Source organism: Janibacter sp. CX7 (assembly GCF_024362365.1).
Taxonomy (GTDB): domain Bacteria; phylum Actinomycetota; class Actinomycetes; order Actinomycetales; family Dermatophilaceae; genus Janibacter.
In genome coordinates this window covers 327,670-349,176 of sequence record NZ_CP101464.1, presented here as the reverse complement: position 1 = coordinate 349,176, position 21,507 = coordinate 327,670, and the positions used below count along the sequence as shown (strand labels likewise).

The 21,507-nt window shown below is 72.3% G+C and carries 22 protein-coding genes; 14 read left to right on the top strand and 8 right to left on the bottom strand.

Annotation, left to right across the window (positions count from 1 at the left end; genetic code table 11):
- Positions 1-188: 188 nt before the first annotated feature.
- The gene (locus NMQ01_RS01790) at positions 189-2,123 is read left to right on the top strand and encodes a DUF2339 domain-containing protein (protein ID WP_255185178.1); all 1,935 of its coding nucleotides are present in this window, start codon (positions 189-191) and stop codon (positions 2,121-2,123) included.
- 50 nt (positions 2,124-2,173) lie between these two features.
- Positions 2,174-2,470: a WXG100 family type VII secretion target gene (locus tag NMQ01_RS01785; protein WP_255185177.1), complete on the top strand. Its 297-nt coding sequence runs from the start codon at positions 2,174-2,176 to the stop codon at positions 2,468-2,470.
- A 71-nt stretch (positions 2,471-2,541) separates the two neighbouring features.
- Here NMQ01_RS01785 and NMQ01_RS01780 read toward each other — a convergent pair whose 3' ends face one another.
- The 4 genes from NMQ01_RS01780 to groL all read right to left on the bottom strand — a co-directional run bounded on the left by NMQ01_RS01780 (position 2,542) and on the right by groL (position 9,312).
- A complete protein-coding gene (locus tag NMQ01_RS01780; RefSeq protein ID WP_255185176.1) occupies positions 2,542-5,076 on the bottom strand; it encodes an ABC transporter permease in 2,535 nt (844 codons plus the stop codon).
- Positions 5,076-5,816 carry an ABC transporter ATP-binding protein gene (locus tag NMQ01_RS01775; protein WP_255185175.1) on the bottom strand — a complete coding sequence of 247 codons (741 nt, stop codon included), beginning with the start codon at positions 5,814-5,816 and terminating at the stop codon, positions 5,076-5,078. Before NMQ01_RS01775 ends, NMQ01_RS01780 begins: the two co-directional genes overlap by 1 nt.
- A 102-nt stretch (positions 5,817-5,918) precedes the next feature.
- Positions 5,919-7,574, bottom strand: coding sequence for an alkaline phosphatase D family protein (locus NMQ01_RS01770; protein WP_255185174.1), 1,656 nt, complete (start codon positions 7,572-7,574; stop codon positions 5,919-5,921).
- Positions 7,575-7,677: 103 nt separating this feature from the next.
- Positions 7,678-9,312, bottom strand: coding sequence for a chaperonin GroEL (groL, locus tag NMQ01_RS01765; RefSeq protein ID WP_255185173.1), 1,635 nt, complete (start codon positions 9,310-9,312; stop codon positions 7,678-7,680).
- A gap of 222 nt (positions 9,313-9,534) precedes the next feature.
- On the opposite strand from groL, the gene NMQ01_RS01760 reads away from it, so the two are divergent.
- Together NMQ01_RS01760 and NMQ01_RS01755 are read left to right on the top strand one after the other, a co-directional pair.
- Positions 9,535-9,999 carry a hypothetical protein gene (locus tag NMQ01_RS01760; RefSeq protein ID WP_255185172.1) on the top strand — a complete coding sequence of 155 codons (465 nt, stop codon included), beginning with the start codon at positions 9,535-9,537 and terminating at the stop codon, positions 9,997-9,999.
- A 90-nt stretch (positions 10,000-10,089) separates the two neighbouring features.
- Positions 10,090-10,665: a hypothetical protein gene (locus NMQ01_RS01755; protein ID WP_255185171.1), complete on the top strand. Its 576-nt coding sequence runs from the start codon at positions 10,090-10,092 to the stop codon at positions 10,663-10,665.
- Positions 10,666-10,674: 9 nt separating this feature from the next.
- On the opposite strand, the gene NMQ01_RS01750 is transcribed toward NMQ01_RS01755, so the two are convergent.
- Positions 10,675-11,022 carry a hypothetical protein gene (locus tag NMQ01_RS01750; protein WP_255185170.1) on the bottom strand — a complete coding sequence of 116 codons (348 nt, stop codon included), beginning with the start codon at positions 11,020-11,022 and terminating at the stop codon, positions 10,675-10,677.
- A gap of 204 nt (positions 11,023-11,226) precedes the next feature.
- Here NMQ01_RS01750 and NMQ01_RS01745 point away from each other — a divergent pair, with 204 nt between their 5' ends.
- Positions 11,227-11,790, top strand: a complete 564-nt coding sequence (locus tag NMQ01_RS01745) for a hypothetical protein (protein WP_255185169.1) — start codon at positions 11,227-11,229, stop codon at positions 11,788-11,790.
- Positions 11,791-11,936: 146 nt separating this feature from the next.
- On the opposite strand, the gene NMQ01_RS01740 is transcribed toward NMQ01_RS01745, so the two are convergent.
- Positions 11,937-12,236 (bottom strand): DUF3263 domain-containing protein, encoded by a 300-nt coding sequence (locus tag NMQ01_RS01740; RefSeq protein ID WP_255185168.1) that lies wholly within the window; start codon positions 12,234-12,236, stop codon positions 11,937-11,939.
- Between the two features lie 227 nt (positions 12,237-12,463).
- Between NMQ01_RS01740 and NMQ01_RS01735 the strand changes: the two genes are divergently transcribed.
- Positions 12,464-12,778 carry a hypothetical protein gene (locus NMQ01_RS01735; RefSeq protein WP_255185167.1) on the top strand — a complete coding sequence of 105 codons (315 nt, stop codon included), beginning with the start codon at positions 12,464-12,466 and terminating at the stop codon, positions 12,776-12,778.
- A gap of 18 nt (positions 12,779-12,796) precedes the next feature.
- On the opposite strand, the gene NMQ01_RS01730 is transcribed toward NMQ01_RS01735, so the two are convergent.
- On the bottom strand, positions 12,797-14,131 hold the full coding sequence (locus tag NMQ01_RS01730) for an aminotransferase class V-fold PLP-dependent enzyme (RefSeq protein ID WP_255186304.1): 1,335 nt from the start codon (positions 14,129-14,131) through the stop codon (positions 12,797-12,799).
- A 102-nt stretch (positions 14,132-14,233) separates the two neighbouring features.
- Here NMQ01_RS01730 and NMQ01_RS01725 point away from each other — a divergent pair, with 102 nt between their 5' ends.
- From NMQ01_RS01725 to NMQ01_RS01695, 7 genes are all read left to right on the top strand, one after another.
- Positions 14,234-14,497, top strand: coding sequence for a three-helix bundle dimerization domain-containing protein (locus tag NMQ01_RS01725; RefSeq protein ID WP_255185166.1), 264 nt, complete (start codon positions 14,234-14,236; stop codon positions 14,495-14,497).
- Positions 14,498-14,564: 67 nt separating this feature from the next.
- Positions 14,565-15,242, top strand: coding sequence for a uracil-DNA glycosylase (locus NMQ01_RS01720; RefSeq protein ID WP_255185165.1), 678 nt, complete (start codon positions 14,565-14,567; stop codon positions 15,240-15,242).
- Positions 15,239-16,057: an SGNH/GDSL hydrolase family protein gene (locus NMQ01_RS01715; protein WP_255185164.1), complete on the top strand. Its 819-nt coding sequence runs from the start codon at positions 15,239-15,241 to the stop codon at positions 16,055-16,057. The genes NMQ01_RS01720 and NMQ01_RS01715 overlap by 4 nt, the downstream gene beginning before the upstream one ends.
- A 72-nt stretch (positions 16,058-16,129) precedes the next feature.
- The gene (locus NMQ01_RS01710) at positions 16,130-16,531 is read left to right on the top strand and encodes a molybdopterin-binding protein (protein ID WP_255185163.1); all 402 of its coding nucleotides are present in this window, start codon (positions 16,130-16,132) and stop codon (positions 16,529-16,531) included.
- A complete protein-coding gene (modA, locus tag NMQ01_RS01705; protein ID WP_369694833.1) occupies positions 16,528-17,289 on the top strand; it encodes a molybdate ABC transporter substrate-binding protein in 762 nt (253 codons plus the stop codon). The genes NMQ01_RS01710 and modA overlap by 4 nt, the downstream gene beginning before the upstream one ends.
- Entirely contained in the window at positions 17,286-18,062 is a 777-nt protein-coding gene (locus NMQ01_RS01700) for an ABC transporter permease (protein WP_255185162.1), read from the top strand. The genes modA and NMQ01_RS01700 overlap by 4 nt, the downstream gene beginning before the upstream one ends.
- Positions 18,059-19,129: a sulfate/molybdate ABC transporter ATP-binding protein gene (locus NMQ01_RS01695; RefSeq protein ID WP_255185161.1), complete on the top strand. Its 1,071-nt coding sequence runs from the start codon at positions 18,059-18,061 to the stop codon at positions 19,127-19,129. Before NMQ01_RS01700 ends, NMQ01_RS01695 begins: the two co-directional genes overlap by 4 nt.
- Here NMQ01_RS01695 and NMQ01_RS01690 read toward each other — a convergent pair.
- Positions 19,122-20,258 carry an LCP family protein gene (locus NMQ01_RS01690; protein ID WP_255185160.1) on the bottom strand — a complete coding sequence of 379 codons (1,137 nt, stop codon included), beginning with the start codon at positions 20,256-20,258 and terminating at the stop codon, positions 19,122-19,124. The two genes, NMQ01_RS01695 and NMQ01_RS01690, sit on opposite strands and share 8 nt — an antisense overlap.
- 76 nt (positions 20,259-20,334) lie before the next feature.
- Here NMQ01_RS01690 and NMQ01_RS01685 point away from each other — a divergent pair, with 76 nt between their 5' ends.
- Positions 20,335-21,495 (top strand): acyl-CoA dehydrogenase family protein, encoded by a 1,161-nt coding sequence (locus NMQ01_RS01685; RefSeq protein WP_255185159.1) that lies wholly within the window; start codon positions 20,335-20,337, stop codon positions 21,493-21,495.
- The last annotated feature ends 12 nt before the right edge of the window (positions 21,496-21,507 follow it).

Sequence of the window (21,507 nt, the reverse complement as noted above, 5' to 3'; positions counted from 1 at the left end):
CAGGATGGTCTCAGGAGCACAGGAAAAGGGAAGCAACGGTCGCTCGTTCGTCTCCTCCCCCGACGCAGGCACCGACTTCCTCCGGCTCCCACAGGGGTGCTACCCCCGCCTTCGGGTGTGGCGTCTGAAGGCGGCGCTGAGTAGCCGAACTCATGCCCCCGGTGTCCTGGCAGCAGGACACTGGGGGCATGAGCATGTCTGGAGACCCGGTCCTCGAGCGGGTGCGCGCGATCGAGGACGACTTCGCGGACGCGATGTCGCGCATGTACACCGTGGGCAACGAGCTGGCCACGCTCCGCGCCCGCCTCGAGACCGAGGCCTCCCCGGCGCAGTGGACCCCCGTCGCGGAGCCCGCCGCTCCCCCGACGCCGGCCGCAGCGACGGCCGACCCGCAGCCCTCCCCCGTGCCGACCGCCCCCGCCGGCCTGGTCACGCCTCCGCCGCCGGCCCACGCGCCGGCGTACGCCCCGGCCGCTGTGCCTCCGCCGGCCCGACCGCTGCCTCCCGCAGAGCCGTGGTGGCAGCGCGACGGCGTCGTCGCCAAGATCCTCGCCGTCGTCGGCGCGACGATCACCCTCATCGGCGTCGCCTTCCTGCTCGCCCTGGCCATCCAGATGGGCTTCTTCGGCCCGGTCGCCCGGGTGACGAGCGGCGCTCTGCTCGCCATGGGCCTCGTGGGCGCCGCCGCGCTCGTGCGCCGCCGCGAGGCCGGCACCGTCGGTGCCCTCGGCCTCGCCGCGACCGGCATCGCGACCGCCTACCTCGACGTCCTCGCCGTCACCCGCATCTACGACTGGGTGCCGCTCGCCGGGGGCATGGTCATCGCCGGCCTCATCGCGCTCGGCGGCGTGCTGCTCGCCCGGGCCTGGGACAGCCAGCTGCTCGCCGTCGTCGCCGTGCTCGGGGTGGCCCTCATGGCTCCCTTCGTCGGCCTCGAGCACGCCCGGCTCACCGGGGCCTTCCTCCTCGTCCTCACCATCGCGACCTGGCCGGCCCAGGTCGGTCGCCGGTGGTGGGCCCTCGAGCTGGCCCGGGTCGTGCCGACCGGTCTCTTCCTCGCCGCCCTCGCGCTGGCCCAGGAGCGCACGGCCGTGCCGGTCGTCCTCGCGCTCGGCCTCGCCGTCCTCGTCGTCGGCACGACCGTCGCCGGGACCCGCAGCGAGCGGCTCCCGCTGCAGCTCGGCGCCCTCGTGCCCGTCGGGGTCATGCCGGTGTGGAGCGCCGGCGTCGCCGCACCTGACCGCTGGGTCGGCACCGCACTCCTCGTCGTCGCCACCTGCCTGCTGCTGCTCGCCGCCGGCCTCGTCGTCCACCGCGAGGGCACCGCACTCCAGCACCGGGTGCCCGAGATCGCGCTCGCGGCCGCCGGCGTCACGTCGCTGACCGCGGCCCCGCGCGCCGTCGACGGCGGCAGCCTCGCGATCGTCGCGATCGTCGGCGTGGCCCTCGTCTGGGCCGTCGCGGCCCTCGTGCCGCGGCAGCGGTCGGTGCTGCTCGTCGCGTGGGGGCTGGGCGTCATCGCCCTCCTCGGGTCGCTCGCCCTCCTGCCCTATGTCGTCCTGCGCAGCCAGGCGGGCGACGTCGGGCCCCGCCACCTCGTGACGGCGGTGCTGCTCGTGGCCCTGCTCGTCGTGACCGCCCGGGCCAGCGACCGGATCATCCCGGCGACGGCTCCGGTGCTCTCGCGGGCGCTGCTCGCCCTGGCCGTGGTGTCCACCGGCGGCGCGGTCGTCGTCAGCGGTGTCCTCCTCGGCCAGCTGCTCGACGACCCGCGCGGCGGCTTCACCGCAGGCCAGGCCGGCGCCACCGTCGTCTGGATGGCCGCGGCCGCGCTGCTGCTCCTGCGGGGGCTGCGCGGCTCGACGATCGCCGTCCCCGCCGGGCTGACGCTCGCCGCCGCGAGCGTGGTCAAGCTGCTGCTCTTCGACCTCGCCTTCCTCGGCGGCCTCGCCCGGGTCGTCTCCTTCATCGTCGCCGGCCTGCTGCTGCTCGGCATGGGCGCCGGCTATGCCCAGGCCCTCGAGCGCTCGCGCCGCGAGGGAACCGACCGGACCCCGCCCGGCCCGCCGCCGGGGCCTGTGGATAACCCCACGGCGCCGACGCCCATCCCGCCTACGGTCTGAAGGACATCCGGGCGAGGGGCCCGGTGACCGCAACCAGAAGGGGAACCACCATGGCCAGCTTCACCGTCGACACCGCACAGGTCGCGAGCAGCGCGTCCGACGTCTCCCGGATCTCCGAGGACGTCGAGACGACCGTCGCGAGCATGATGAGCCGGCTGATCTCGCTGCAGAACGAGTGGCAGGGCGAGGCCTCCTCGTCCTTTCAGGACCTCATCAACGACTGGCGGGCCACGCAGCGCACGGTCAAGGACAGCCTCGACGAGATCGGTCGGGTCCTCGGCGAGGCGGGCCGCACATACGACGACACCGAGAGCTCGGTCAAGAGCACGATGCGCCCCGGCCGCTGACCGTCGCGACACCCCGCACCACGACGAAGGGGGCGGCACCCGTCGCCGGGTGCCGCCCCCTTCGCCCGTGGTCACTCCGTGCTGATCGCCCGCAGGATGTCCATCCGCGAGGCCCGGCGGGCCGGCAGCAGCGCGGCGAGCACCCCGATGACGCCGGCGAGGCCGACGAAGACGAGCATCTGCACCCACGGGATCGCCAGTTCGGTGATGCCGTCGTCGACGAGAGCCCGCTGGATCGCGACCCCCGCGATGACCCCGAGGACGATGCCCAGGAGGGCGCCGAGCAGGGCGATCGTCACCGACTCGAGCGTGATCATCCGCCGCAGCTGGCGGCGGGAGAGGCCGACGGCACGCAGCAGCCCGACCTCGCGGGTGCGCTCCATGACCGACAGGCCGAGGGTGTTGACGATGCCGAGCACCGCGATGACGATCGCCAGCCCGAGGAGGGCGTAGATCAGGTAGAGCAGCTGGTTGATGCTCGCCCGCTGCTCGTCGGCATAGCCGGCCTGGTCCTTGAGCGTCACGAGCGGCTGCTTGTCGACGATCTGCTCGATGTCGGACTCGACCTGCGCCTTGTCCGCCCCGGAGTCGAGGAAGATGAAGGCCCAGTTGTCGGCGGCGGAGCCGTTCATGGCCTCGACGGTGTCGACGGACATGAGGACCTCGGGCGAGCCGATGGCCTGGATCTCGTCGTAGAAGCCGACGACCGTCAGCTCCTTGGTGCTCGAGCCCATCGTCACCTTGACGGTGTCGCCAACGGAGCGGCCACCCTCGTGCTTCGTCGAGAGCATGACGGAGTCCTCGTCGAGGTCGGCGGTGCCGCTCGTCGGCTCGATCTGCTCGACGTCGGCGAAGCTGCGCGGGTCGATCGCCGTCACGTAGAGCTGCCCCCCGTCGACCTGGGCGCTGCTGAAGCGGACCGGCGAGACCTCGCGGACCCCGTCGACCTTCGCCACCCGGTCGGCGACCGTCGAGGAGAAGGGTTGCCCGACGGCATTGCTGAGGATGTAGTCGGCCCGGAAGGTCTCCTCGATCTGCTTGTCGACGCTCGCCGTCGTGCTCGACGCGACGACCCCCATGAGGGCCACCAGCGTCATACCGATCATCAGCGCGGACGCGGTGGCCGCGGTGCGGCCGGGGTTGCGCACGGAGTTCTGCTCCGCCATCCGGCCGACGCTGCCGAAGACCGCGCGGTAGACCCCGCCCAGGCCCGCGATCACCGGCCGACCGACGAAGGGAGCGAGGAAGGCCGTGCCGAGGACGAGGCCGACGATGCCGCCACCGATCCACCACAGCTCGCGGCTGTCGGCGACGAAGAGCCCGCAGAGGAAGGCGACGACACCGAGGACGAGCACCCCCACCTCAAGGCCCCGGCGGACCGGGTGGTGCCCGATGCCGGTGTCGATGGAGTCGCGCATCGCCGCGACGGGCGGGACGGACCCGGCCCGTCGGGCGGGCACCCACGCGGCGACCATCGTGACGAGGATGCCGACGACATAGGCGGCGATGACCGTGCGCGGCGCGAAGACGAGCCCGCTGCCCGACAGGTCGAGGCCGATCGTCGCGAAGAGGGCCTTGATGCCCATGGCGAGCACGACGCCGAGCAGGAGCCCGAGGGTGGCGCCGACGACCCCGATGAGGAAGGCCTCGAGGAGCACCGAGCGCACGACCTGACGCTTCGAGGCGCCGATGGCGCGCAGCAGCGCCAGCTCTCGACCACGCTGCGCGACGATGATGCTGAAGGTGTTGATGATGAGGAAGGAGCCGACGAAGAGCGCGATCCCGGCGAAGACGAGCAGGAAGGTCGTGATGAACCCGAGCGCCTGCTGCACGTCGTTCTGGTTCTCCTCCGCGAGGCCCTTGCCGGTCCAGCCCTTGTAGCCCTCGGGGACGAGCGGCTCGGCCTGGGTGAGCAGCTCCTGCTGGCTCACGCCGTCCTTCGCCGTGACCCACACGGAGGAGTACTCGTCCTTGCCGTCCATGAAGTACTTCTGCATGGTCTTCGTGTCGAAGATGACGACCGAGGCGCCGGCCATTCCCCCTTCGCCGAAGGTCATCGTGCCGACGAGCTCGGCCTTGATCTCAGGGGTGTCACCGGTGGTGACGAGGGAGATGTCGTCGCCGACCTCGTAGCCGGCCCGCTCCGCGGTCGCGGTGTCGACCATGACCTCGCCGTCGCGCTCGGGGGCCCGGCCGTCGTCGATGACGATGGGGTTCTTGCCGAGCTGGTTGGGCGCTTCGGAGTAGTTGAAGGACAGCGCCGGGGCACCCTGGCCGCCGACGACCTTGCCGTTCTTGCCCACGACGAAGACGCCGATCGCGTCGACCGAGCCGTCGGCGCGCTCGGCACCGGGCAGCTGGGCGAACTTCTCGACGTCGGCAGCCGTGACCCGGCCGCCGCCGGAGCCGCCGTAGTCGTCGGTTTGCTCGGGCTGGACGACGACGTCACCGACGGTGCCGTCCATGATCCCGTCGAAGGTGCGACCGAGAGTGTCGGTGAAGATGAGCGACCCGGCGACGAAGGCCGTGCCGAGGACGATCGCCATGGCGCTCATCAGCAGGCGCGCCTTGCGCGCCAGCAGACTCTTGAAGGTGGCCTTGAGCATCAGTGGGCCCCGGCGCTCAGCGCGACCATGCGCTCGAGGACGGTCTCGCGCTCCGGCTCCCACAGCTCGTCGACGATGCGACCGTCGGCGAGGAAGAGCACCCGGTCGGTGTGGCTCGCGGCGACCGGGTCGTGCGTCACCATGACGATCGTCTGGTCGAAGTCGTCGACGCTGCGCCGCAGGAAGCCGAGCACCTCGGCACCCGAGGTGGAGTCGAGGTTGCCGGTCGGCTCGTCGGCGAAGATGATCTCGGGCTTCGACACCAGGGCGCGGGCGCACGCGACGCGCTGCTGCTGACCGCCGGAGAGCTCGTTGGGCCGGTGGCCGAGCCGGTTGCGCAGGCCGACCGTCTCGATGACGAGGTCGAACCACTGCGGGTCGGCCTTGCGGCCGGCGATGGCCAGCGGCAGGAGGATGTTCTCCTCCGCGGTCAGCGTCGGCACGAGGTTGAAGGCCTGGAAGATGAAGCCGATCCGGTCGCGGCGCAGCCGCGTGAGGTCCTTCTCCTTGAGCCGGGTGATGTCGGTGTCGCCGATGAGGGCACGCCCGCCGCTCACCGCGTCGAGACCCGCGAGGCAGTGCATGAGCGTCGACTTGCCGGAGCCGGAGGGCCCCATGATCGCCGTGAACTGCCCAGCCCCGATGTCGAGGTCGATCCCGTCGAGCGCAGCGACCTGCGCCTCTCCCTTGCCGTAGACCTTGCGAAGGTCGTGCGTGCTGGCGGCAACCTGCGTGCCCATGTCCCCTGCTCTCGTCCGTCGTGGATGTCCGCGGACCAATCTAGGGTCGGGCTCGGCGACCGGTCACTGGGGTATCCCCCCGGTGCCGGGCGCGGGCCCGCCTCAGATCTCGACGGTGGAGACCACCCGCAGGCGCGGGTGGGCGTCGTCGCCGTCGACGACGTCACCGGTGACCCAGCGCATCGTCAGCCGACCGTCCTGCACCTGGGCCATCGCGAGGTTGTTGTCGAACCACGGTCCCTCGGTGAGCTCCCACGGGTAGCGCAGCTCGGGCACGCCGTCGGTCCGGGCCGCGAGCCAGCGCATCGGGCGGACGAGCCCCTTGGCCATCTGCGACATGAGCACGCGCAGCGAGCGGGGCATGGGGTTGCGGATCGGGCTGCACACCGCCTGCACGATGCGGCTGCGCGCGCCGTGGCTCGCCGGGTCGCTCACCTCGGCGACGTAGGAGTGGTGGACGTCGCCGGAGAGGAAGGTGATCGTGCCGGGCGCGGTGCCGCGCTCGCCGCGGGCGACCGACATGACGAGGTCGAAGACCTCGGTGAAGCCGGACTGGAAGGCACCCCAGTGCTCGAGGTCGACGACCTGGCGCAAGGCCTCGGTCGCGCGGTGCACCGGCTGCGACCGGTCCGGTCCGGCGAAGGACTCGCTGATCGCCTCGGCATCGTGGAGACCGGGCGGCAGGAGGAAGGGCAGCGAGGTGCCGACGAAGAGGTGGTCGAGGTCGCCGGTCATCTGCTCGTCGAGCCACGCGAGCTCGTCGTCGTCGAGCATCGAGCGACGCTCCGGCTCGAGGACCCGCGCGGCGCGGGAGTCGAGCATGATCAGCCGCGAGCCGCCGAGGGCCCGGGTGTAGCTCCAGCGGTAGGTCTCCGGCTGCCGGTCGACCCGCTCCGCTAGGGCACGAAGGGGGACGGTCAGGTCGACCTCGCCCGGTCCGGCACCATCGAGCCGGGCCCAGATCTCGTCCTGCGCCAGCTCCTCCGGCGCGAGGTTGCCGATGTGCTGGTGCACCCAGTAGCTCGTCAGGCCGGCGACGAGGCGCTCGTGCCACCACGGGGTCCGGTTGATCTCCTGGTGCCACGACCACGAGGTGTTCCAGTCGTCGCGGATGTCGTGGTCGTCGAAGATCATCGCGCTCGGCACGACCGAGAGGACCCACCGGATCGCCGGGTCGCTCCACGCCAGCTGGTAGAGGTGCGAGTACTCCGCGTAGTCCTTGATCTCCTCGCCGGGCGGCTCCTCGATGTCGCGCCGCGAGGCGATGAAGTCGTGCATCTCCGGGCTCGTCTCGTCGGCGTAGACCTGGTCGCCGAGGAGGGCGAGGACGTCGGGTCGGTGGGACTCCCCCTTCGCCAGGGACAGGGCGAAGGTGCGCAGCGCGTCGACCCCGTGGCTCGCGTGGTGCTCCGCGTCGTGCGGGACGCTCGTGCGGCAGGAGCCGAAGGCGAGCAGCGTCGGACGCGCGTGATCGAGCGTCGCGATGCTCGATGGCGGCAGGTCGGAGCCGGCCAGCGGCCACACCTGCTCGTCGTCGACGCTCACCGTGTAGTCATAGGTGCGGCCGGGCTCGAGGCCGTCGAGCAGGACGAGGGCGTAGTGGTGGCCCTCGACGACGAAGCTCGCGGCGTGCCACGCGCGGCCGTCGGCCGCGACGGTCACCCGCGCGGGAGCGGCGGTCTCCACCCAGACGGAGGCGTCGTGCTCACCGACGAAGCGCAGGAGGGGACCGAGGACGAGGGGGCTGGTGCTGGTCATCGCCGGCCATCCTCTCCCGCGGACCTGTGAGCACGCCGAAGGGCGGTCCCCCGGTGACCGGGGAACCGCCCTTCGCGCGTGGTGCAGGTGGTGCGGGGTGGGCTCAGAAGCCCATGCCGCCCATGCCACCCATGTCGTCGCCACCGGGCATGGCCGGGGCGGCCTTCTCCGGCTTGTCGGCGACGACGGCCTCGGTGGTGAGGAAGAGCGCCGCGATGGAGGCGGCGTTCTGCAGCGCGCTGCGCGTGACCTTGGCCGGGTCGATGATGCCCTGGGCGATCATGTCGACGTACTCACCGGTCGCGGCGTTGAGGCCCTCGCCCGCGGGCAGGTTCTCGACCTTCTCGGTGACGACGCCGCCGTTGAGGCCGGCGTTGGCCGCGATCTGCTTGAGCGGCGCACCCGCGGCGACGCGCACGATGTTGGCGCCGGTCGCCTCGTCGCCCTCGAGCGAGAGCTTGTCGAAGGCGGCCTTGGTCGCCTGCAGGAGCGCGACGCCACCACCGGCGACGATGCCCTCCTCGACGGCAGCCTTGGCGTTGCGCACGGCGTCCTCGATGCGGTGCTTGCGCTCCTTGAGCTCGACCTCGGTGGCCGCACCCGCGCGGATGACGGCGACGCCGCCGGCGAGCTTGGCGAGGCGCTCCTGGAGCTTCTCGCGGTCGTAGTCCGAGTCGGAGTTCTCGATCTCGGCCTTGATCTGGTTGACCCGGCCGGCGATCTGGTCCTGGTCGCCCGCGCCCTCGACGATGGTCGTCTCGTCCTTGGTGACGACGACCTTGCGAGCGCGGCCGAGCAGGTCGAGCTCGGCGGTCTCGAGGGAGAGGCCGACCTCCTCGGAGATGACCTGGCCACCGGTGAGGATGGCGATGTCGGCGAGCATGGCCTTGCGGCGGTCACCGAAGCCCGGAGCCTTGACGGCGACGGACTTGAAGGTGCCCTTGAGCTTGTTGACGACGAGCGTCGACAGGGCCTCGCCCTCGAGGTCCTCGGCGATGATCAGCAGCGGCTTGCCGGCCTGCATGACCTTCTCGAGGACGGGCAGCAGGTCCTTGATCGAGCCGATCTTGGAGTTGGCGATGAGGACGTAGGGGTCCTCGAGCACGGTCTCCATGCGCTCGGTGTCGGTGACGAAGTAGCCGGAGATGTAGCCCTTGTCGAAGCGCATGCCCTCGGTGAGCTCGAGCTCGAGCCCGAAGGTGTTGCTCTCCTCGACGGTGATGACGCCTTCCTTGCCGACCTTGTCCATGGCCTCGGCGATCTTGGCGCCGATCTCCTGGTCAGCGGCGGAGATGGAGGCCGTGGCAGCGATCTGCTCCTTGGTCTCGATCTCCTTGGCCATCGCGAGCAGCTCGCTGGAAACTGCAGCGACGGCGGCCTCAATACCGCGCTTGAGGGCCATCGGGTTGGCGCCGGCCGCGACATTGCGCAGGCCCTCGCGCACGAGTGCCTGGGCGAGGACGGTCGCCGTCGTCGTGCCGTCACCGGCGACGTCGTCGGTCTTCTTGGCGACCTCCTTGACGAGCTCGGCCCCGATCTTCTCGTAGGGGTCGTCGAGCTCGATCTCCTTGGCGATGGACACGCCGTCGTTGGTGATCGTGGGGGCGCCCCACTTCTTCTCCAGGACGACATTGCGGCCCTTGGGGCCGAGGGTGACCTTGACGGCGTCGGCGAGGGTGTTCATGCCCCGCTCGAGGCCGCGACGGGCCTCCTCGTCAAAAGCAATGAGCTTTGCCATTCGGGTGGTTCCTCCACGCGAATCGAAGGGTGCGACCGGGGGTGCCCGCGACGGACGGAGTGCGACCACCCGGCTCACGTCACCGTGCGATCGCGCCCCTCACCTGACCGGTCAGGACTGTCACTCTCACGAGGAGAGTGCTAAGGCCCATTATTGGCACTCTCCCCCTGCGAGTGCAAACGATCCTCCCCTTCGCCCCCGCCGCCTTGGCACAGTGGAGCCATGAGCGATCTCGACTGGAGCACGCCCGCCGGCCTCGCCGCGATCAAGGCCCACCTCGCCGAGCGCATCGACGGCTGGACCCCGCCGGTTGCCTGGGCCGTCGGCATCACGCCGGCGAGCAGCGACCCGGAGGTGCAGTTCCCCCACGTCAACCTCCCCGGGGGCAGCCACGGCCTGGCCGCCGTCGTGCTCGCATCGGTGCTGCGCCACGACGGCAGCACGGCCACGCTCGACGTCTCGGCCGAGCAGCTGCAGGCCGCTGTCGACGGGCTCGCGCCGGCGCAGGCGTGCGCCGAGGTCGAGCACCCCAACCTCGCCGCCTGGCAGGGCCTGCTCACCGAGGCGGGCGACAACCCCGCCCGCGCGCTCGTCGCCGTCTTCGTCGCCGACCTCGACGACCCGGTCGGCTCCGACGCCGACGGGCAGATGCGCGCCGGCTTCGAGGGGCTGCACCCGCGCACCTGAGCGACTGCACGCAACCGTCGAGGCGCCCCACGCGTCCTACCATGTGAGGCTCGTCACACCGACGACTCCTCATCGACGAAGGGGTTCACCATGCGACGCACAGCCACCCTCACCATCCCGACCCTGGCCGCCGCCATCGGCCTGACGCTTGCCGGCGCGAGCGCCGAGGCGACGACCTCGGCCGACGGCGACGTCATCGAGGAGCACGTCGACGTGCAGGTCATGCTCGACGGCCCGATGAGCCAGGTCCGCGGCAACCAGCACCGGCTGATCTTCGAGACCGACGCCGAGGGCGTCCAGTGGCCGCGGGGCAAGCGCAAGATCGTCTCCTACTTCTGCCCGAGCGGGGCGACGGTCAACACGCGGTGGGTCTCGTCGCGCTGCGTCTTCCGCAGCACGGTCTACCTCGACCACGACCGCAGCGACTACCGGGTGAGCTCGACGATGCGCTCGGCCGTCGTCGACGGACCGCTCGAGGGCGCCGGCCGCACCTTCCCCTCCGACCTGGTCCTGCGTGCCGATGGCTGGGCCTGGACCGGGGAGTGGGTCGGCGGCACCCGGCTACGCCAGACGCACGCGACCGTCAGCGGGCGCGTCGACGGGGCGAAGGTCCGCTGGAACACCCGCGAGGACTCCTTCATCCACCGGATCGAGGCGACCCGCTGACGACCACGGTCACCGGAGGGTGATGAAGCCCCCGGGCTCGATGTCGCGGGAGACCCCGGCGAAGGTGCCGTCGGCACGCGTGATGCCGTGGTTGACGCCGGTCCACGGCGACCCCTTGAGCGTGAGGTCCACGGCGAGGTCGCGGGTGACGTGCGAGTCCAGGTTGACGGCCCGAGCCCGTCCGACGACCTTCGCCGAGAGCCCGGTCGAGCTGACGCGGAAGGTCAGCGGGCTCTTCTCGGGCAGGATCATCCGCTGGGCACGCAGCGTGCAGCCGGAGGTGAACCTCGGGTCCTGACCCGCGGGGCAGAAGTAGCTGTGCACGTAGTTGATGTCGCCCTCGCTCTCGAGCGACATCTCGTGGACATTGCCCCGCAGTCCGGCGGCCTTGCCCAGATGGGTCGCGTGGTAGCGGGCCCGCCCCTGCGACGGGCCCTCACCTCCACCGACGCACCCAGCCCGTCGCGGGTTGCCTCAGCGCGACGACGGAACCGGACGCCCCCTTCGCCCGTCCAAGCGGTGAGCGGCCGCGTCGGGCGGCCGCCTCCCCGAGGAGACGCCATGACCCGCATCGCCGCGTCCGTCGCCACGACGGCGCTGACCCTGGCTGCCACCCTGACCAGCGCACCGGCGGCAGGAGCCGCGACCACGACGACGGGCGACCTCGTCCGCCTGACCGCCGTGGCGCCCGGAGCCATCGACCGAGTGCCGGGCAACCGGCACCGCCTGCAGCTCGCCGAGAGCCCCGACGGCCAGGGCGGTCGGCTGCGCTCCTGGTACTGCCCCCGCGGTGCCACGGTGACGCCGACGTGGACCTCCGCGCGGTGCACCCCGCGCCTCGACCTGCCGGTCACCTTCGACCCGGCCGGGACGCGGGTGGGGTCCAACGGGCACATCGCCGTCGTCGACACGACCGTGACGGCCGGCGCCTGGGCGCGGGTGCCGCTCGACCTGGAGGTCCGGCTCGTCGCCTCCGGAGACCGCCAGATCATCATCACCGACGGCAGGGACCAGTCGGTCGAGGTGCGTGACGCCGCAGCCTGGGGCTACGGGCGCCTCGAGGGGCGCCCGCTCGATGTCGGTGGCGGCACGCGCATCGGCCGGTGGACCGCGACGAGCATCTGATCGCCCGCACGCCCGAGGGCGGCTCCGGTACCCCCTGCGCACCGGAGCCACCCTCGGCGTCCCTCTCGTGGAGTCAGACGTGGCCGGGGCGGCTCCGGTTGGCCCGGACGTGAATCCGAGACCGATCTGTGATCTGGGGCGGGCGCTCAGACCTCGAAGCCGAGGCGGCGGGCGCTGCGGGTGCGCTGGCGCTGGTCGCGCAGTCGGCGCAGCCGCTTGATGAGCATCGGGTCCTCGGAGAGCGCCGCGGGGTTGTTGATGAGCGCGTTGAGCACCTGGTAGTAGCGCGTGGAGCTCATGTCGAAGAGCTCCTTGATCGCCTGCTCCTTGGAGCCGGCGTACTTCCACCACTGGCGCTCGAAGGCGAGGATCTCGCGGTCGCGGTCCGAGAGCGGGACCGAGGGGGTCGGCGCGGCGGCCTGGTCTGCGAGGTTCACGCGTCGCACTGTACCGGCGTAATCACACGCCTGTCATTCCTCCCGGCGTGTCGGCTGGACAGGCCGGACGAAGGGGGTCACTCACGCCCCCTTCGCCCCATCCGTCACAGGTTGGACCGCTCGGCGCACGGCCGAACCCCAATGGTCAGGGAAGAGTAAATTTTTGCGGTGGCGACAACGGGGTCGCCAGCCCGGGAGCGGGGGCCCGAGCGCCATCCCTGCGGGAAGGAAGCACCATGAAGAGGACGATCATCGGCTGCGTCATGGCAGCCGGGCTGCTCGTCGGCAGCGCGAGCGCCGCATCCGCCGGCGAGGTCACCGGCAACGGCAAGCCGACGCCGATCACGGAGCACAAGGCGCGCTCGATCTGCGCCTTCTCCGGGCTCGACACCCCCGACGAGATCGAGGGCAACCCGCCCGGCTTCGACGACGACTTCCTCGGCCACGGCACGCAGAGCTACGGCCAGTTCGTCGCCTTCGGACTCAAGGACGCTCTGGCCGCCGAGGCGCCGCGCTACACCTGTCGGGGCAACGCCGGCTTCGAGGAGTGAGACACCTCGTCGCGATCCTCACGCCATGGAGTCGAGGATCGCGACGATGTCCTCCGCCGTCGTCTGCGGGTTGACGACGGCAAATCGTGCGAGGGTCTCGCCGTCGTGGTTGGTCGGCACGACGAAGGCGAACTCCTCGTCGAGCATGCGGTCGGACCACGCCTGGTAGTCGGCGGTCGTCCAGCCGCGACGCCGGAAGACGACGACGGACAGGAATCGCTCACCGACGAGCTCGAGGTCGTCGCGGCGGGCGATCTCGGCCTCGGCGAAGGCGGCGACCGACAGCGTCTGCTCCACCGAGTCGCTGTAGGCCTGCGTCCCGTGGGTGGCGAGGGAGAACCAGAAGGGCAGCCCCCGGGCCCGGCGGGTCAGGCCGACGGAGTAGTCGGTGGGGTTCCAGTCGGTGGCCTCGGTGAGCACGTCGAGATAACCGGCGTGCTGGGTGTGGGCATTGCGGGCCGCCGCGGGGTTGCGGTAGATGAGCGCGCAGCAGTCGAAGGGGGCGAACAGCCACTTGTGCGGGTCGACGATGAAGCTGTCGCAGTGCTCGATGCCCGCGTAGAGGTGGCGCACCGAGGGCGCCGCGAGACCGGCGCCGCCGTAGGCACCGTCGACGTGCAGCCAGATGCCGAGCTCGCGGCAGACCTGCGCCACCGACTCGAGGTCGTCGACGATGCCGAAGTTCGTCGTGCCGGCGGTCGCGACGACGGCGAAGTAGGTCTCGGGGCCGTTGGCCAGAAGCACCTCGCGCAGTCGCTCACCGGTGAGCCGGCCGCGCTCGTCGGGCTCCACGGTGCTCAGCTCGGCGTCCATCACGTCGCAGGCCGACTGGATCGAGGAGTGCGCACCGTGGGTCGTCGCCACGCGGAAGGGCCGCTGCCCCGGCGCGGCCGTGCGGCGCGCCTCGGTCCGGGCGGCGACGAGGGCCGAGAGGTTGCCGATCGTGCCGCCGGGCACGAAGACCCCGCCGGCCGACTCGGGGAGACCAACGAGGTCGGCGATCCAGCGCAGCGCCTGGTTCTCGGCATAGACCGCACCCGAGCCCTCGAGCCACGAGCCGGCGTAGATCGAGCTGGCGCCGACGACGAGGTCGAACATCGCGGCCGCCTCGGTGGGGGCGCACGGGATGAAGGACAGATAGCGCGGATGGTCGACCGACAGGCAGGCCGGCGCGAGCACCTCGGTGAAGAGGTCCATCGCCTGCTGGCCGCCGATGCCCTCACGGGTGATCGTCTGCCCCGCCTGCTCCTGCAGCTCGGCCGGCGTCAGGGTGCGGTCGAGCGGCACCGGGTCGAGCTCGAGCCGCTCGCGCGAGTAGTCGAGGACCGTCTGCGCCAGCTCGGCGAGGGACATGTTGTCGTCAGCGAATCCGTGCACGCGTGAACTGTAGGCCCGACACCGGCTCCCGTCGTTCGTCCACCTTCTGTTAACCTTGTGTTCACCAAAGCAGACCGCATGGTTCACCCGGCCCACCAGGAGGCCCACATGTTCACGATCAACGTCGATCACGCCGTCGCCCACATCGCGACGGACCTGTGCGTGCGCTACCCCCAGGTGGCCTGCGAGCGCATCGAGGCCATGGTCGCCTCGGCACGAGAGCGCATCGAGCCGACCAACGCGCACCCCGAGTTCCTTGCGCCGCTCATCGAGCACGCCGTGCGCATCGAGCTGCACGACCTCGCCGGCGCGCCCCTGCCGCCGACGACCGCCACCTGCTGATCCCCCTTCTCACCGCGACGATCCCCCCGGCACCCCTGCGCCGGGGGGATCGTCGTACGTTGGGGGCGTGCCCACGCGACCGCTGACCGAGCTCGTCCACCCCTCGTGGGCACAGGCCCTCGAGCCGGTGGCTCCGACGATCGCCGCGATGGGCGACTACCTGCGCGAGGAGGTCGCGCAGGGCCACGGCTACCTGCCCGCGGGCGAGCACGTGCTGCGCGCCTTCACCATCCCGCTCGAGGAGGTGCGCGTCCTCGTCGTCGGCCAGGACCCCTACCCGACGCCCGGGCACGCGATCGGGCTCTCCTTCGCCGTCGCGCCCGACGTGCGGCCGCTGCCGCGCTCGCTGACCAACATCCACCGTGAGCTCGTCGACGACCTCGGCCTGCCCCAGCCGAGCAATGGCGACCTGAGCCCGTGGGCCCGACAGGGCGTCATGCTGCTCAACCGCTGCCTCACCGTCCGGCCCGGAGCGCCGGCGAGCCACCAAGGCCGCGGCTGGGAGGCCGTCACCGACCGCGCCATCGAGGTCCTCGCCGCCCGCGGCGGTCCGCTCGTCGCGATCCTCTGGGGCCGTCAGGCCCGCAACCTCGCCCCCGCGCTCGGCGAGGTGCCGCGCATCGAGAGCGCCCATCCCTCTCCCCTGTCCGCCCGCAACGGGTTCTTCGGCTCCCGGCCCTTCAGCCGGACCAACGAGCTGCTCACCCGCCAGGGCGCCGATCCGATCGACTGGAGCCTGCCGTGACCGACCCGACCACCCCCGCCGAGCACCCCTGGCGCCGCTACGTCGCGATCGGCGACTCCTTCACCGAGGGCATGGTCGACGTCGACCCCCGGCACGAGGGCCGCTTCCTCGGCTGGGCCGACCGGCTCGCGGCCGAGCTCGCCGGCCGCACCGGCGGCGAGGAGCTGCACTACGCCAACCTCGCGATCCGCGGGCGCAAGCTCGACGACGTCGTCGGCCGCCAGCTCGAGCAGGCGCTGACGATGGCCCCCGACCTCGTGTCGATCGTCGGCGGCGGCAACGACATCCTGCGGCCGCGGGTCGACCTCGACGACATCGCCGGGCGGCTCGAGTCGGCCGTCGAGCGGATCCGCGCCACCGGCGCCGACGTGCTGCTCGCGACGCCGACCGACCCGCGGGGCGCCGGCCTCTTCTCCGCGCTGCGCACCCGGCACGCGGTGCACACGGCCAACCTCTACACGATCGCCTCGCGGCACGGCGCGCACGTCCTCGGCCTGTGGGGCATGCAGTCGATGCGCGATGCGCGCATGTGGGGCGAGGACCGCATCCACCCGAGCACCGAGGGGCACAAGCGGCTCACCCAGGCAGCCCTCGCGGCGCTCGGCCTCGGCGCCCGGGAGGGCTGGGACGAGCGGCTGCCCGCGGCGCCCCCGGTCCCGGCCGCGCAGCGGCGTGCCGAGCAGGCCAGGTGGGCGGTCGGCTACGCCGGCCCGTGGGTGCAGCGCCGTCTGACCGGCCGCTCCTCCGGCGACTCGGTGACGGCGAAGATCGGCGAGCCGACCCCCTTCGGCCCGCAGGACCTGCCCACCGACTGACCGTGCCGAACCCAGCAAGACCCTAGGGTCTTGCAGCGTTTGAGCCGCAGATGCGCTGATAGCGTCCCCTTCATGACGCAGATGCGGGTGTCCGAGGCGGCCGAGCTGCTCGCCGTCTCCTCCGACACGGTCCGGCGCTGGATCGACGGTGGGCGCCTCGCGGCGACAAAGGGGGACGGCGTCACCCTCGTCGACGGGACCGACCTGGCCCGCCTCGCCCAGGAGATCGCGCAACCACCGGCCATCGGCACGGTGCGTGACGAGTCCGCGCGCAACCGCATGCGCGGCATCGTCACCGAGGTCCTGCGCGACGGCGTCATGGCGCAGGTGAGCCTGCAGGCCGGGCCCTTCCGCATCGTCTCGCTCATGTCGCGCGAGGCCGCCGACGAGCTGGGCCTCGAGCCGGGCGTCGTCGCGGTCGCCTCGATCAAGTCGACCAATGTCGTCATCGCCACCCCCGGGACCCCCTCGTGATCCGCCGCCTCGCCGCCTCCTCGTCCGTCGCCGTGCTCGCCCTGGCCCTCGCCGCCTGCGGCTCCGACGCCTCCGACGCGTCGGACGACGGCGAGACGACCCTGCACGTCGCCGCTGCCGCCTCGCTGACCGATGCCTTCGAGGAGATCGCCACGGACTTCGAGGCGACCCACGAGGGGGTCACCGTGGACCTCCAGTTCGCCGGCTCCTCCGACCTCGCGACGCAGATCGAGGGCGGCGCGCAGCTCGACGTCTTCGCCTCGGCCGACCAGGCCAACATGGACAAGGTCGAGGACGCCGTCGACGACCCGCAGGTCTTCGCGACCAATGTGCTGACCATCGTCACCGAGCCGGGCAACCCGCAGAAGATCACCGGCCTGGAGGACCTCGCCGACCCGGACCTCGCGGTCGTCGTCTGCGCCGAGCAGGTGCCCTGCGGTGCCGCGACGAAGACACTCACCGAGCAGGAGGACGTCACCCTCGACCCGGCGAGCGAGGAGTCGAAGGTCACCGACGTGCTCACCAAGGTGAGCACCGGCGAGGCCGACGCCGGGCTCGTCTACGTCACCGACGCCACCGGCGCGGGCGACGACGTCGAGGCGGTGCGGACCGAAGGCGCGGACAAGGTCGTCAACCGCTACCCGATCGGCGCGCTCACGGACGCGGCCTCCCCCGACGTCGCCGCCGACTTCGTCGACCACCTCCTCGGCCCGCAGGGGCAGAAGGTCCTGCAGGACAAGGGCTTCGGCGCCCCGTGAGGCCACCCGGCTGGCTGTGGGTGCCCGCGGCGGGAGCCGTCCTCGTCGTCGTCGTCCCGCTGCTCGGGCTGCTCACCTCCGTCGACGCCGGCCGGCTCTGGCCGCTGCTGACCTCCGACGCGTCGGTCGACGCCCTACTGCTCTCGCTGCGCACCGCCTTGGCCGCCACCGTCCTGTGCCTGCTCCTCGGGGCGCCGCTGGCGATCCTGCTCGCCCGGGGCCGCTGGCCCGGGCAGTCCGTGCTGCGGGCCCTCGTGCTCGTGCCGCTCGTCCTGCCCCCGGTCGTCGGCGGCCTCGCACTGCTGACGACCTTCGGCCGACGCGGGCTCATCGGCGAGCATCTCGTCGCCGCCGGCATCACGATCTCCTACACGACGACCGCGGTCGTCCTCGCGCAGACCTTCGTCGCCCTCCCCTTCCTCGTCCTCTCGCTCGAAGGTGCCGTCCGCGGCCTCGACCCCCGGCAGGAGGAGGCGGCCGCGACCCTCGGGGCGAGCCCGTGGCGGCGCCTGACCCGGGTCACCCTGCCGCTCGTCGGGCCCGGCCTGCTGTCGGGGTCCGTCCTCGCCTTCGCCCGCGCCCTCGGCGAGTTCGGCGCGACGCTGACCTTCGCCGGGTCGGCCCAGGGCCGCACCCGCACCCTGCCGCTCGAGATCTACCTGCAGCGCGAGACCGACCAGGACGCCGCGATCGCGCTGTCGCTCGTCCTCGTCGTGCTCGCCACGGTCATCGTCGGCGCGGTCTACGCCCGGACGACGAAGGGGGCGCGATGAGTCTGCAGGTGCGCGCCCGGTGGGCGCAGCGCGGGCTCGACGTCGACCTCGAGCTGCCGCCGGGTCGGCATGCCGTCGCCGGGCCCAACGGCGCCGGCAAGTCCTCGCTGCTGTCGGTCGTCGCCGGTCTGGCTCGGGCGGACGAGAGCCGGGTCGTCCTCGACGGCCGGGTGCTCGACGCGCTGCCCCCGCACCGACGCCGGGTCGTGCTGCTCAGCCAGGCCGGGCAGCTCTTCCCCCACCTCGGCGTGCGCGACAACGTCGCCTTCGGCCCGCGCAGCCTCGGCCGCGGCCGCCGCGAGGCCCGGGAGGTCGCCGACCACTGGCTCGACGTCGTCGGCATGACCCCCTTCGCCGACCGTCGCCCGAGCCAGCTCTCCGGCGGACAGGCCGCCCGCGTCGCCCTGGCCCGCGCCCTGGCCGCCGAGCCGGCGGCCCTGCTCCTCGACGAGCCGCTCGCCGCCCTCGACGTCGAGGCGACCCCGGCCATGCGCGCCGTCCTCGCCGATGTCACGCACGAGCGCTCCGACCTCGTCGTCGTGCTCGTCACCCACGACGTGCTCGACGTGCTCACCGTGTGCGACGGACCGCGCGACACGCTCACCGTGCTCGGCGACCCGGTCGAGCACGGCCCGGTGCGCGATGTCCTGGCGCGCCCGCGCAGCGGATTCACCGCCGGGCTCGCCGGGGTCAACCTCGTGCGCGCCCGGGCGACCGCGGGTGGCGGCGCCGTGGCCCACGACGAGACGGGCGCCCCGGTCGAGATCGCGACCGGACCGCACGACCTCACGGGTGACTGCTGGGTGTCCTTCGCCCCCGACGCGCTCTCGCTGCACCGCACCCGGCCCGAGGGGTCGCCCCGCAATGTCTGGCGTGGCCGGGTCGCGCGGGTGGAGACCCACGCCGGCCGCGTGCGGGTCCGGCTGGACTCCCCCTTCGTCATGGGAGCGGAGGTCACGCCCGCCGCCCTGACCGACGTGCCGCTGCGGCCGGGCGACCCGGTGTGGGTCTCGCTCAAGGCGACGCAGGTGCGGGTGCACCCGGCGCACGCCGCGCAGATCAGCTGAGGCGACCGTCGCGGAAGTCGCGGAAGGCCCGCCGGGAGTCCTCGTCGAGACGCACGATCGACTGGCCCGACTGCATGCCCGTCGGCCCCTTCGCCACGGCGTGCCCCACCTGCGTGGGGTTGACCCGGAAGAAGGCCGCTGTGAAAAGGAGCATCTCCTCCGCCGAGAGGTTGCTGCTCGCGTGCTCGTCGATGACCGTCAGCGCCTCGGGCAGCGAACCCGGCCCGCGCAGGCGCGCCTGGATCGCCGCCGAGGCCAGGAGCAGGCCCTGGTTGCGCGAGCGGTCGAAGTCGCCACCGGGCAGGGTCTTGCGCTCGCGCGACCAGGCGAGGGCCTCCATGCCGTCGAGGTGGTTGTAGCCCTTCTTGACCTGGCCACCGCTCAGGTGCGAGTCCATCGCCTTCGGCGCCATGAAGTTCAGCCCGCCGAGGTCGTCGACGATCGCCTTGAAGCCGTCGAAGCCGGTGACGACGTAGCCGTCGGCGTCGATGCCGCTCACGCTGCTCACCGACTCCGTCTGCCCGCTCGGGCCGGCGAAGACCATCGAGGAGTTGAGCTTGCCCTCGCCGTGGCCGGGGATCGGCACCCACAGGTCGCGGGCGAAGCCCATGAGGCCGGCGCCGCCGACCCCGTCGACACCGAGGAGCTGGATCGCGTCGGCCCGCGAGTGCTCCACGTCCTGACCCTCGCGGGCGTCGGAGCCGATGACGAGGACGTGACGGCTGCCCCCGACGTCGGCCTTGCCGCGGGTCGCGCCGAGGCTGGGCCACCAGCCGCCGACGACCTTCCACCCCTGCCGGCCCTTGGGCCGCACGGCGAAGGTCGCGTCGTCGCCGGCGGTGACGACCGCGACCTTCGCGCCGCGCCAGGTGCCGAGGGAGGCCTTGCCGCGCAGCGGGCTCCTGCCGTACTTCTTCGCGACCGCCGCGGTCAGCGAGGCCGGGGCGCCGGTGACGCGAGGTGCCGGGGCGGTGGTGCTGCTCGGCGACGTCGTCGGCTGCGAGGACGTCGCGGCGGAGGAGGTGGACGACGAGGAGGTGGGGCTCGGGGTCTCGTCGGCGGAGCAGGCGGTCAGGGCCAGCGCGATGGCGGTCGTCGTCGCTCCGGTGCGGGCGAAGGGAGGTCTCACCCCTCCACCGTAGGCGGCCACAGGGTGGGCGCACCGGATGGGCGCAGCCAGCGATGCCGCACCTACAGTGATGCCCATGGCAGCAACGAGGCTCATGCCCACGGACATCGGTGACGATCTCATCGAGCTCACCCGGGCGATCTGCGACAAGACCCTGCGACCGCAGGTGGACGAGGTCGAGGCGCGCGCGGCGACCGAGGAGATCTTCCCGCGGGAGGTCTTCCGCACCCTCGGGCGGGCGGGGTTGCTCTCGCTGCCCTATCCCGAGGAGCTCGGTGGCGGTGGACAGCCCTACGAGGTCTACCTGCAGGTCGTCGAGGAGATCGCCTCGGCCTGGGCCGCGGTCGCGGTCGGCGTCTCGGTCCACTCGCTGACGGCCTATGCCGTGCACACCTACGGCACTCCGGAGCAGCAGCAGGCCCTGCTGCCCGACATGCTCTCCGGCGAGACCCTCGGCGCCTATGCCCTCTCGGAGCCGCTCGCCGGCTCCGACATCGGCGCGATGACGACGCGCGCGACGCCCGACGGCGACGACTGGCGCATCCGCGGGCGCAAGGCGTGGATCTCGCACGCCGGTCACGCCGACTACTACACGACCTTCGCCCGCACGAGCGACGACGGCGGCCGCGGGGTCAGCTGCTTCGTCGTGCCGGCCGACGCCGAGGGGCTGTCCTTCGGCACCCCCGAGAAGAAGATGGGCCTGCACGGCGACACCGTGCGCGAGGTGATCTTCGAGGACGTGCCGGTGAGCGGTGAGCGCCAGGTCGGCGAGCTCGGGCGCGGGGTGCCGATGGCGCTGGCCGGGCTCGACGCCGGGCGCCTGGGCATCGCCGCGGTGGCGACGGGCCTGGGGCAGGCGGCGCTCGACGTCGCGGCCCGCTATGCGGCAGAGCGCGAGCAGTTCGGCCGGACCATCGCGAGCAACCAGGGCCTGGCCTTCCTCCTCGCCGACATGGAGGCCGCCGTGACGAGCGCCCGGGCGACCTACCTGCACGCGGCGCGGCTGCGCGACGCCGGGCGGGCCTTCGGCAAGGAGGCGGCGGTGGCCAAGCTCGTCGCGACCGACGCGGCGATGCGGGTGACGACCGAGGCGATCCAGGTCCTCGGCGGCGCCGGCTTCACCCAGGACTTCCCCGTCGAGCGCTACTTCCGCGAGGCGAAGGTGACCCAGATCTTCGAGGGGACCAACCAGATCCAGCGGCTGGTCATCTCGCGCCAGCTGCTCGCCGGGCTCTGACCCCCCCTTCGT